Origin of the sequence: Micrococcus sp. (assembly GCF_030523875.1) — a bacterium.
Taxonomy (GTDB): Bacteria; Actinomycetota; Actinomycetes; order Actinomycetales; family Micrococcaceae; genus Micrococcus.
The window spans coordinates 6,517-17,646 of the sequence record NZ_JAUNHR010000004.1 but is presented as its reverse complement, the minus strand read 5'-3'; the positions used below and the strand labels follow the sequence as shown (position 1 = coordinate 17,646).

The window sequence follows — 11,130 nt, the reverse complement described above, 5'->3', positions numbered from 1 at the left end:
CTGGAACGCGGACGAGGCCGGCTGGATGCCGGCCTACGTGGACGCCCTCGGCGCGCAGCTGCAGGAGGTCCGGGCGCAGCGCGCGGCCGACGGCTTCGGCGCGGGGTCCGCCGAGGGCTGAGCCCCGCCCTGGGCGTTGACCCCCGTCACACCGGGCGGTAGGAACGGTCACCATGACCACCTCAGACGGCACGACCCCGGACCACCCCTTCGCCGACCTCGCGGACTTCACCGCCCTGCCGCGCGTCTCCGGCCTGACCCTCAGCCCGGACGGCACGCGCCTGGTCACCACCGTGGCCACCCTCAAGGACGACGCCACCGGCCACGTGAGCGCCCTGTGGGAGGTCGACCCCGCGGGCGAGCGCCCCGCCTGCCGGCTCACGCGCGGCCTCGAGGGGGAGGCCGGCGCCGCGTTCGCCGCGGACGGCACCCTGTACTTCACCTCCACCCGTCCCGCGCCGGGCCGGGAGGAGAAGGTCTCCACCCTGTGGGCCCTGCCGGAGCGCGGCGAGGCCCGCGCGGTCCTCTCCCGCCCGTTCGGGGTCAGCTCCATCCACTGCGCCGCGGCCGCCGACGCCGTGGTCCTCGGCGCGCCGCGCCTGCGCGGCGCCCGCACCGAGGCCGAGCACGCCGCCCTCGCCAAGACCCGCAGCGAGGCCGGCGTGGACGCCATCCTGCACTCCGGCTACCCCGTGCGCTTCTGGGACCACGACCTCGGCCCCGCCGCCCCCGAGCTCTTCGTCCTCGCGGACGGCCCGGACCCGGACGCCGCCGCGCAGGACGCCCAGGACGACGACGCCGCCCGCGCCTCCGCCACGGACGCCTCCGCCTCCGCCACCCCGACCCGGTCCGGCGCCCTGGCCGCCGACCCCGAGCAGCACCTGCGCCACCTCACCGGCTTCGAGCGGGCGCACGCCTTCGGCGTGGACGTCCAGGTGGCCCCGGACGGCTCCTTCGCGCTCGTCGGCGCCTCCCGCGCCACCGCCCGCGGGGACCTGCGCGAGTGGATCGCCCGCGTGGACCTCGTCACCGGCGAGCAGACCGTCCTCGCGGAGGAGCCCGGCGCGGACCTGGGCGTCGGCCCGATCAGCCACGACGGCACCCGCGCCGTCGTTGTGCGCTCCCCGCACACCACCCCCACCCAGGCCCCGGACCCCCGGCTGCACCTCATGGACACCGCCACCGGGGAGCTCACCCCGCTCGCCCACGACTGGGACCGCTGGGGCCACGTCGTGGCCTGGCTGCCGGACGACTCCGCCGTGATCGCGCTCGCGGACGAGGACGGCGCCGCCCCGGTGTTCCGCATCGACGCCGCCACCGGGGAGGTCTCCCGGGTGACGCCGGAGGCGGAGGCGTGGGCCGACGTCGTGGTGTCCCCGGACGGGGCCACGCTCTACGGCGTGCGCTCCTCCTACCTGTTCCCGCCGGAGGTCGCGCGGATCGACCTGGCCACCGGCCGCGCCGAGCGCCTCCCGAACCCGGCCGAGCGCCCCCGGATCCCCGGCACGCTCGAGCGCATCGAGACCCGCGCCGAGGACGGCACGCGCGTGGCCGGCTGGCTCGTCCTGCCGGAGGGCGAGGCGCCCGCGGAGGGCCACCCGCTGCTCCTCTGGATCCACGGCGGGCCGCTGGGCTCGTGGAACGCATGGTCGTGGCGGTGGTGCCCGTGGATCATGGCCGCGCGCGGCTACGCGGTGGTGCTGCCGGACCCGGCGCTGTCCACCGGCTACGGCCGGGACTTCATCCAGCGCGGCTGGGGCCGCTGGGGCGCCGAGCCGTACACGGACATCCTGGCCCTCACGGACGCAGCCGAGGCCCGCGACGACGTCGACGCCTCCCGCACGGCGGCGATGGGCGGGTCCTTCGGCGGCTACATGGCCAACTGGGTGGCCGGGCACACCGACCGGTTCCGGGCGATCGTCACGCACGCGTCCCTGTGGGCGCTCGACGGCTTCGGTCCCACCACGGACGCCGCCTTCTACTGGGGCCGGGAGATGAGCGAGGAGATGATGCTCGCGAACTCGCCGCACCGGCATGTGGAGGACATCGTCACGCCGATGCTCGTGATCCACGGGGACAAGGACTACCGCGTGCCGATCGGCGAGGGCCTGCGCCTGTGGACCGAGCTGCTGGCCAAGTCCGGGCTGCCGGCCGCCGAGGACGGCTCCACCGTGCACCGGTTCCTGTACTTCCCCCACGAGAACCACTGGATCCTCGCCCCCCAGCACGCCGCGGTCTGGTACGAGGTGGTCCTCGGCTTCCTCGCCGAGCACGTCCTGGGGGAGGAGGCCCCCGAGCTCCCCGCCGCGCTGGGGCTGACGGGGCCCCGCGAGTGAGGGCGGCAGGTCTCCGCGATCGGCGGCGGGCAGGGTCCGGGCCCGACGACGTCGCCCCCCGGCCGGTGAACGGTCACCGAGCGTTCACCGGCGGGGGGCCGGCCGCCACCCGGACGGGGCTGACTGGGACCGTCAGAGCTCCCGACGGGAAGGACTACCCCATGACCGCCCTCCAGACCACCCGCCGCCCGCTGCGCGCGGGCCTGGCCCTCGCCGCCGCCGTCACCGTGGGTGCCGCGTGTGCGACGCCGGCCGCCGCCGCGTACGACCCGACCCCCGCCCCGATCGAGCAGGCGGAGCGTCCCGCCGTCGTCGCGCACCGCGGCGCCTCGGGCTACCGGCCCGAGCACACCCTCGCCGCCTACGAGCTGGCCGTGGCGCAGGGCGCCGACGTGATCGAGCCGGATCTGGTCTCCACCAAGGACGGCGTGCTGGTCGACCGCCACGAGAACCTGATCGACGGCACCACCGACGTGGCCGAGCGTCCCGAGTTCGCGGACCGCAGGACCACCAAGGTCGTGGACGGCGTCGAGCAGACCGGCTGGTTCACCGAGGACTTCACCCTCGCCGAGCTCAAGACCCTCCGCGCCAAGGAGCGTCTGCCCGAGGCCCGTCCGGGCTCCGCCGCGTACGACGGCATGTTCGAGGTCCCCACGTTCGAGGAGGTCCTGCAGCTGCGGGAGCGCCTGTCGGCGGAGACCGGCCGCGAGATCGGGATCATCCCCGAGATCAAGCACCCCACCTACTTCGACGGCATCGGCCTGTCCCAGGAGGAGGGCGTCGTCGAGGCCCTGACCGCGCATGGCCTGAACCGCGCCGACGGCCGCGCCACCGTGCAGTCCTTCGAGCTGGGCAACCTCTCCGACCTGAACCGGAACCTCGGCCTCGAGGCGGACACCGCGTTCCTGCTCTGGTACGAGGGCGCGGGGTACGACGCCGTCGCCGCCGGGGACGCGGTCCACGACTACGCGTACTACACGACGCCCGCCGGTGCCGCCGCGGCCGCCGCCGAGGGCGTGGACGCGTACGGCCCGGAGGCCCGTCTGGTGATCGGCCTCCAGGAGGACGGCACGCTCGGCGAGGAGACCGGCCTGGTGGAGACCGCCCACGCGGCGGGCCTCGAGGTGGTCCCCTACACCTTCCGCGCCGAGAACGGCTCCCTCCCGGTGGACTTCCGCTCGTCCGCGGACGACGCCGAGCACGGCGATCTGGCCGGGTTCATCACGGCCCACCTCGACGCCGGCGTCGACGGCTTCTTCACCGACTTCCCGGACCTCGGCGTCGCCGCCCGCGACGCGTGGCTCGCCGGGCAGGACGAGGAGTCCGGGGCGGACCACGAGGTCCCGGAGAAGGTCGAGACCGGCGACGCCGCCGCTTGGGGCCCGGCCGGTGCCGCCGTGCTCGGCGCCGGCGCCCTGCTGGCCGCGCGTCGCCGGACCGCCTCCGCCCGCTGAGCCGTGCGGGGCGGGCCCCGCTCCGGCCCGGCCCCGCCGGGGGTGTCCCCCGTCTCTTTTCTCCGGCACCGCAGGTCAGGACTTCCCGCCTGTCCGTTCCGGCTCTACGGTGATCCCTACCGAGTCCGGTCTCATCAGTAGACATCCGCGGGACCGGGACGACGAACACGAAAGGCAGACCATGGCGAAGAACCGCTCAGGCAACGCCCAGAACAACGGCGCGCACACGCCGAACCAGAACGCGAACGGCCAGGACTCCCAGGCCAAGCAGAAGGCCCAGGCCGCCAAGGACGAGGCCCAGCACCAGGCGCAGCAGGTGGCCCAGGACGCCAAGGCGCAGGCCAAGGACCTCGGCCAGACCGCCCAGCGGGAGGCCGGCCAGCTCAAGGACGAGGCCGTCCAGCAGGTCAAGTCCCTCGCGGGCACCGTGCAGGGCCAGGTCGGCGACCAGGCCGTGTCCCAGCAGGAGCGCGTGGCCGGTCAGGTCCGCTCCTACACGGACGACCTGCACCGTCTGGTCTCCGGCGAGCAGCCGCAGTCGGACGCCGTCCGCCAGGCCGTGACGGCCGTGGCCGACCGCGCCGAGTCCCTCACGCAGCGCCTCGAGACCGCCAGCCCGGCGGACCTCCTGGACGACGTGCGCGGCTTCGCGGCCCGCAAGCCCGGCACCTTCCTCGCCCTCGCGCTCGGCGCGGGCCTCGTGGCCGGCCGCCTCACCCGCGGCCTGCGCGACGCGGACCAGGACGGCGCCGCGGACGTGCGCCGCACCGCCGCCCAGCGCGCCCCCCAGCGTGCGCTGGAGCCGCAGGGCGTGCAGTCGGACGTGACCCCGCACCACATCGACTCGCAGATCCCCGCGCACACCGGCGACGACGCCGCCCGCCCGGCCGGTCAGGCCGACGGCCTGCCCTACGGCACCGAGCCCGCCCCCACGATCGACCCCGTGACGGGCCGCGCCGTGGACGAGCCCTTCGACCAGACCCGCCAGGGCGGTCGCGCGTGAGCACCCCGTACGAGCCCACCGCGGGCGCACCGCGGCACGCAGGCGACGGGGTCGCCACCCCCGGCGCCGGGTCCCACTCGCCGGCGCCCACGCAGGCCGAGGTCCGGGCGGAGAACGAGTCCCTGGGCGACATGTTCGCCTCCTTCTCCACCCACCTCACCACCCTGCTGAGCCAGGAGGTCGCGCTGGCCAAGGCCGAGGCCGTGGACTCCGCGAAGAAGGCCGGCAAGGGCGCGGGCATGTTCGCCGGCGCCGCCGTCGGCGGGTTCTTCCTGCTGATGTTCCTGTCCCTGGCGCTCATGTTCGCGCTGGGCGCCCTCATGCCCCTGGGCTGGGCCGCGCTGATCGTGGCCGCCCTGTGGGGGGCCGTCGCCGCCGTCCTGGCCGTGATCGGCAAGAAGAACATGGAGAAGATCAAGGGTCTGCCGCAGACCCAGGAGACGGTTCAGGAGATCCCCGAGACCCTGAACCCCGCGAAGGAGACGCGATGACCCAGAGCAGCAACCCCGACGAGATCCGCGCCGAGATCGAGCGCACCCGCCACCAGCTTGGCCAGGACGTCGACGCCCTGGCGGAGAAGGTCAGCCCCACCAAGGCCGTGAGCCGCCAGACGGACCGCGTTCGTGACGGCTTCATCTCGGTGAAGGAGAACATCATGGGCACCCCGGAGCACCACCGCGGCCCGTCCGGCACGGACAAGGCCAAGCACGCCGCCCAGGACGCCGCAGGCCAGGCCCGCGACTACATGGACCAGGCGGGCGACCGCGTGTCCGAGTGGGCCGACGACGCCCAGCACGCCGTGCAGCAGGCCCCGGCCCAGCTGCGCGGCCGCACGGCCGGCAACCCGCTCGCCGCGGGCATGATCGCCCTCGGCGCCGGCTGGCTCATCGGCTCGCTGATCCCGTCCTCGGACGCGGAGCAGCAGGCCGCCCGCCGCGCCAAGGACGAGGCCGCCCCGTTCCTGGACAAGGCCAAGCAGCAGGCCACCCAGGTGGCCCAGGAGATCCGCGAGCAGGTCGAGCCGGAGGCCCGTGAGGCCGCCGCCTCGCTCAAGGACTCCGCCGCGGAGTCCGCGGAGCACCTCAAGGCCGAGGGCCAGGACAAGGCCCAGGAGCTGAAGTCGGAGTCCCAGGGCGCCGCCCAGCAGGTCAAGGGCACGGCCAAGAACGCCTGATCCCCGCACCGCCCGACGCCGCCCGTTCTCCCTCCGGAGGGCGGGCGGCGTCGTCGTGCCGGGGACGGGGCCCGGGGCGGCGTGCCTACACTCGGACGGTGACCCCCCTCGACCGCGCCCCCGATCCGCGCCCCGTCCCCTCCGGCACCGGTCTGACCCTGGAGGATGCGCTCCCCGCGCCGGCCTCCGACGGCGGCCGTCCCCGTCTGACCCGCACCGTCGCCGAGACGCGCGCGGCGCTGCGCGAGCTCTGCGCCGCCGCGGGAGAGGGGCACGACGCCGCCTCCGTCACCGTGGGCCTCGTGCCCACCATGGGCGCCCTGCACGGCGGGCACGCCGCCCTGGTGCGCCAGGCCCGGCAGGAGAACGACGTGGTGGCGGTGAGCGTCTTCGTGAACCCGCTGCAGTTCGGGGACCCCGCGGACCTGGAGAACTACCCGCGCACCCTCGAGGCGGACCTGGACCTGCTGGCCGCCGCCGGTGCGGACGTGGTGTTCGCCCCCGACGTGCAGGAGATGTACCCCGGGTACCCGGACGCGCCGATCGTCACGGTCTCGGCCGGCCGCATGGGCGAGGTGCTCGAGGGCGCCTCCCGCCCGGGCCACTTCGACGGCGTGGTCACCGTGGTGGCCAAGCTCTGGAACATCGTGCGCCCGGCCGTCCCGGCGCTGCGCTCCTACTTCGGACAGAAGGACGCCCAGCAGCTGGCGATCCTGCGCCGCCTGGCCCACGACCTGGACGTGGACGTGGACGTGCGCGCCGTCCCGATCGTCCGCTCGCCCGAGGGCCTGGCCCTCTCCAGCCGCAACACGCGCCTGGACGCGGAGGGCCTCGAGCACGCCCTCGTGCTCAGCCGGGCCCTGCGCGGCCTGCGCGACGCCGCGGAGGGCGGGGAGATCCTGGACGTCCAGGAGGCCCGTCGCATGGTGGAGGACGAGCCGGGCGTGACCCTGGACCACCTCGTGGTGGTGGACCGCGCGACGCTCGAGGAGCTCGGCCCGGAGCTGCTGTGCCAGCCGCTGCGCCGGGAGGCCCTCGCCCTCGTGGCGGCTCACGTCCCGCCGGTGCGGCTGATCGACAACATGGTGCTGCCGCCGGCCGTGGGCGCGGCGTGAGCCCCGAGGAGCTCGCGGCGCTGTTCGACGGCCCCTCGACCGCCCTCGCCGAGGGCCTGCTGGGCTGCCGTCTCACCGTGGCCGCCCCGGACGGCGCCGTGACGGTGCGCCTGACGGAGACCGAGGCCTACGGGAACGCGGGCGAGGACCCCGGCGCGCACTCCTTCCGCGGGCGCACCGAGCGCAACTCCGCCCTGTTCGGCCCCGTGCGGCACACCTACGTGTACCTGAACTACGGCATCCACCGGTGCCTGAACCTCGTGGGGCACCCGCAGGAGCAGGCCGGCGGCGTCCTGCTGCGCGCCGGCGAGGTCCTCGCGGGTCGGGAGGTCGCCGTCGCCCGCCGGGGCCGGGACACCGGGGCGCGCCTGCTCTCCGGGCCGGGGAACCTGGGCCAGGGGCTCGGCATCGCCCTGGACATGGGCCACCTGCCCGTGGAGGTCGTGCCCACGCCGCCGACCGAGCCGGTGCCCATCCCCTCGGACGCGCCCGCCCGGTTCCTCCTCGCCCCGCCCGCCGCGGACCACGACGCCGCCTGCGCGTCCGTGGTGCGGGGCCCGCGCGTCGGGGTGCCGGGGGAGGGCGGCTCGGTGCGGTTCCCGTGGCGGTTCCACCTGGCGGGGGACCCCTCCGTCTCGGCCTACCGCCGCGGCCGGGCCGTCCCGGACTGAGCCCCGCCCCGCCCGTCGGTGCGCGGGCGAGGGCTTGCCGCCGCACCCCGTGCCCTGGGTACGGTGCGGCCATGACCGAGATGAACAAGACCCCCCAGGGCGAGACCAAGCAGTCCGTGACCCGCACCATCGACGCGTCCGCGAAGGAGGTCTTCGACTTCCTGACGCTGCCGGCGAACCACGCGCAGCTGGACGGCTCCGGCATGATCCGCTCGGACGAGAAGACCCAGCGCATCCAGAAGGTCGGCGACGTGTTCACCATGAACATGCACGCCGAGCACATGGGCGGCGACTACCAGGTGGACAACCACGTCGTCGCGTTCGACGAGAACCGGATGGTCGGCTGGCAGACCGCCCCGGCCGGCACCGAGCCCAAGGGCTGGGAGTGGCTGTACACCCTGGAGTCGGACGGCTCCGACTCCACCGTGGTCACCCTCACCTACGACTGGACCAAGGTCGAGGACCCGGAGCTGCTGAAGAAGAACATCTTCCCGCTGATCTCCGAGGAGCAGATGGAGCAGACCCTGGCCAACCTGGCCTCCGCGGTCGCCTGATCGGCCTCTGCGCCTGACCGGCCGGTCCCCGAGCGGGACCGCCACGACGACGGGCGCGCACCCTGCCCGGGGTGCGCGCCCGTCGTCGTCCCCCGGCCGTTCCCGGACGGCGGGGCTAGAGTGCGGACGGAGACCACGTGACCCCCGTCGCACACGGCCCCCGCCGGGCCGCCGCGGCGCCACCGGAAGGACGTCCCATGACCGCCACCGCCGAGACCGCCGACGCCCCCTCGCCCCGCGAGGACCTCTACCGCCACGTCAACGGGGAGTGGCTGGACACCCACGAGATCCCCGCGGACCAGGGCGCCTTCGGGGCGTTCCTCGAGCTGCGGGACGCCGCGGAGCTGGCGGTGCGCCGGATCGCCGAGGATGCCGTCCGCGAGACCGACGGCGGGCGAGCCCCCGCCGAGGGCGACGACGCCGAGGACGCCTCCGGCGCGGCCCGCCGCCGGATCGCGGCGCTCTACGCCTCGTTCATGGACGAGGAGACGGTGGAGGCCCGCGGGGTCGAGCCGATCCGTGCCGAGCTGGACGCGGTGGCCGCCGTCGCCTCCCCCGAGGAGCTGCTGCGTCTGAGCGGCGAGCTCCAGCGCGTGGGCGTGTCCGGGCTGGTCAACGGGGGCGCGCTGAACGACGCCGGCGACCCCTCCCGCATGCTGCTGCACCTGCTCCAGGGCGGCCTCGGCCTGCCGGACGAGTCGTACTACCGGGAGGAGTCCTACGCGGACATCCTGGCCCAGTACACCGCCCACGTGGGGGCCGTGCTGGCCCTGGCCGGGATCGGCGGGGACGAGGCGGGGGCCGTGGCGCTGGGCGAGCGCGTGGTGGCGCTCGAGACGCGGATCGCCGCCGCGCACTGGGACGTGGTGCGCTCCCGCGACGCCGTGGCCCGCTACAACCTGCTCTCCCGCGAGCAGCTGCTCGCCCTGTTCCCCCTGGCCCCGGCGTGGCTCGAGGGGATCGGGGCCGGCGGCTCCCGCGCGGACGAGGTGGTGGTGTGGCAGCCGGAGTTCCTCGAGGGGGTGCAGGGTCTGCTGGCCGGCCCGTCCGCCGCGGACCTGGCGGACTGGCGGGCGTGGCTGGCGCTGCAGGTGGTGCGCTCCCGCTCCTCCTTCCTGCCGGACGTGTTCGTCCAGGAGAACTTCTCCTTCTACGGGCGGCGGCTGGCCGGCACGGAGCAGGTCCGCCCGCGGTGGAAGCGCGGCGTGGCCATGGTCAACGGCGGCGTGGGCGAGGACGTGGGCCGGCTCTACGTGGAGCGGCACTTCCCGCAGGGGCACCGGGAGGCCATGGACGAGCTGGTGGGCCTCCTGCTGGAGGCGTACCGGCGCTCCATCGAGTCCCTGGACTGGATGGGTGAGGAGACGCGCCAGCGCGCGCTGGAGAAGCTCGCGATGTTCCGGCCCATGGTGGGCCACCCGAAGGCCTGGCGGAACTACTCCGCCCTCGAGGTGACCCCCGGGGAGCTCGTGGAGAACGCGCGCGCCGTCGCCCGCTTCGAGTGGGACCGGGACCTGGCGAAGATCGAGCAGGGGCCGGACCCGGAGGAGTGGCACATGACTCCCCAGACGGTGAACGCCTACTACTCGCCGCTGGAGAACGCCATCGTGTTCCCGGCGGCCATCCTCCAGCCGCCGTTCTTCGACCCGGAGCGCTCCATGGCCTCGAACCTCGGCGGGATCGGTGCCGTGATCGGCCACGAGATCGGCCACGGGTTCGACGACCAGGGCGCCCGCTACGACGGCTCCGGCCGGCTGTCCGACTGGTGGACGGACGAGGACCGGCAGGCCTTCGCAGAGCGCACGGGACGGCTGGTGGCGCAGTACTCCGCCCTGTCCCCCGCGGAGGCGCCGGACCGCAGCGTGAACGGCGAGTTCACCCTCGGGGAGAACATCGGCGACCTCGGCGGTCTGGGCATCGCCTACCGCGCCCTCGAGATCTGGCGCGAGGAGCAGGGCGGCACGGGCGACGACGAGGCGGCGGGGGACCGGCAGTTCTTCGCCGCGTGGGCGGCCGTGTGGCGGCAGCTGACGCGCCCGGAGGCCATGGTCACCCGGATCGCCTCGGACCCCCACTCGCCCAACGAGTTCCGCTGCAACCAGGTGGCCAGGAACCTGGACGCCTTCCACGCCGCGTACGACACCCGGGAGGGGGACGCCATGTGGCTGGCGCCCGAGGAGCGCGTCGTCATCTGGTGACCGGCGGCTCGTCCCCCCAGCCCGCCACGAACCGGCGCAGCAGGGTGGCGAGGGCGCGCACCTCGTCCGGCTCCCATCCGGACAGCGCGCGGCGCAGGCCCTCCCCGGGGGCCCCGCCGCGCGCCCGGTCGAGCCGGGCGAGGCCCTCGTCGGTGGGCGTGACCAGGGTCTGACGCCGGTTCTCGGGGTCCGGGGAGCGGCTCACGAGGCCCAGCCCCTCCAGCTCGCGGACCGTGCGCGAGACCTGCCCGCGGTCCATCAGGAGGTGGTCCGCCAGGGCCGAGGGGGTCATCCGCCCGTGGTGGCACACGGCCACGAACGCCTTCATGGCGCCCAGCGCCAGTCCCGGGCTCACGGCCTCGGCCTGGCGCATCACGGTGCGGCGGTGCTGCACCACGAGCCGCCCGAAGGCGTCCTCGAGCTCCCCGGCCGCCGCCGCCAGCTCGTCCGTGGGTCCGGGGCGCGGATCCGACTCAGCCACGGCGGGACCGTCCTGCGGCGAGGCCGTACACGGCCCCGGCGGCGAGGGCGGCGGCGCCCAGGGAGGCGCCGGCCCGCATCCGGGTGGTGCGCGCGGCGGCGGGGCGCGCACGGACGGCGGGGGAGGTCCGCGCGGGGCGGGCCG

The 11,130-nt window shown here is 75.3% G+C and carries 10 protein-coding genes; 9 read left to right on the top strand and 1 reads right to left on the bottom strand.

What is annotated here, in order from left to right; genetic code table 11:
- Positions 1-173 precede the first annotated feature (173 nt).
- From Q4D18_RS01190 to Q4D18_RS01150, 9 genes are all read left to right on the top strand, one after another.
- Positions 174-2,336, top strand: coding sequence for an alpha/beta fold hydrolase (locus Q4D18_RS01190; protein WP_303124976.1), 2,163 nt, complete (start codon positions 174-176; stop codon positions 2,334-2,336).
- A 161-nt stretch (positions 2,337-2,497) separates the two neighbouring features.
- Positions 2,498-3,790, top strand: a complete 1,293-nt coding sequence (locus tag Q4D18_RS01185) for a glycerophosphodiester phosphodiesterase family protein (protein ID WP_303124974.1) — start codon at positions 2,498-2,500, stop codon at positions 3,788-3,790.
- Positions 3,791-3,971: 181 nt separating this feature from the next.
- Positions 3,972-4,793, top strand: coding sequence for a hypothetical protein (locus Q4D18_RS01180; RefSeq protein WP_303124972.1), 822 nt, complete (start codon positions 3,972-3,974; stop codon positions 4,791-4,793).
- A gap of 131 nt (positions 4,794-4,924) precedes the next feature.
- Positions 4,925-5,284, top strand: coding sequence for a phage holin family protein (locus Q4D18_RS01175; RefSeq protein ID WP_303125038.1), 360 nt, complete (start codon positions 4,925-4,927; stop codon positions 5,282-5,284).
- The gene (locus Q4D18_RS01170) at positions 5,281-5,967 is read left to right on the top strand and encodes a DUF3618 domain-containing protein (RefSeq protein ID WP_303124970.1); all 687 of its coding nucleotides are present in this window, start codon (positions 5,281-5,283) and stop codon (positions 5,965-5,967) included. The genes Q4D18_RS01175 and Q4D18_RS01170 overlap by 4 nt, the downstream gene beginning before the upstream one ends.
- A gap of 98 nt (positions 5,968-6,065) precedes the next feature.
- Entirely contained in the window at positions 6,066-7,082 is a 1,017-nt protein-coding gene (panC, locus tag Q4D18_RS01165; protein WP_303124968.1) for a pantoate--beta-alanine ligase, read from the top strand.
- Positions 7,079-7,753, top strand: a complete 675-nt coding sequence (locus tag Q4D18_RS01160) for a DNA-3-methyladenine glycosylase (RefSeq protein ID WP_303124967.1) — start codon at positions 7,079-7,081, stop codon at positions 7,751-7,753. Before panC ends, Q4D18_RS01160 begins: the two co-directional genes overlap by 4 nt.
- Positions 7,754-7,824: 71 nt before the next feature.
- Positions 7,825-8,307: an SRPBCC family protein gene (locus Q4D18_RS01155; RefSeq protein WP_303124966.1), complete on the top strand. Its 483-nt coding sequence runs from the start codon at positions 7,825-7,827 to the stop codon at positions 8,305-8,307.
- Between the two features lie 197 nt (positions 8,308-8,504).
- Positions 8,505-10,505 carry a M13 family metallopeptidase gene (locus Q4D18_RS01150; protein ID WP_303124964.1) on the top strand — a complete coding sequence of 667 codons (2,001 nt, stop codon included), beginning with the start codon at positions 8,505-8,507 and terminating at the stop codon, positions 10,503-10,505.
- Here Q4D18_RS01150 and Q4D18_RS01145 read toward each other — a convergent pair.
- Positions 10,495-10,986 (bottom strand): MarR family winged helix-turn-helix transcriptional regulator, encoded by a 492-nt coding sequence (locus Q4D18_RS01145; RefSeq protein ID WP_303124962.1) that lies wholly within the window; start codon positions 10,984-10,986, stop codon positions 10,495-10,497. The genes Q4D18_RS01150 and Q4D18_RS01145 overlap by 11 nt on opposite strands.
- Positions 10,987-11,130 lie beyond the last annotated feature (144 nt).

Coding starts and splice junctions, on each gene's coding strand:
- Q4D18_RS01190 (WP_303124976.1), top strand. CDS start 174: ATGACCACCTCAGACGGCACGACCCCGGACCACCCCTTCGCCGACCTC.
- Q4D18_RS01185 (WP_303124974.1), top strand. CDS start 2,498: ATGACCGCCCTCCAGACCACCCGCCGCCCGCTGCGCGCGGGCCTGGCC.
- Q4D18_RS01180 (WP_303124972.1), top strand. CDS start 3,972: ATGGCGAAGAACCGCTCAGGCAACGCCCAGAACAACGGCGCGCACACG.
- Q4D18_RS01175 (WP_303125038.1), top strand. CDS start 4,925: ATGTTCGCCTCCTTCTCCACCCACCTCACCACCCTGCTGAGCCAGGAG.
- Q4D18_RS01170 (WP_303124970.1), top strand. CDS start 5,281: ATGACCCAGAGCAGCAACCCCGACGAGATCCGCGCCGAGATCGAGCGC.
- Q4D18_RS01155 (WP_303124966.1), top strand. CDS start 7,825: ATGACCGAGATGAACAAGACCCCCCAGGGCGAGACCAAGCAGTCCGTG.
- Q4D18_RS01150 (WP_303124964.1), top strand. CDS start 8,505: ATGACCGCCACCGCCGAGACCGCCGACGCCCCCTCGCCCCGCGAGGAC.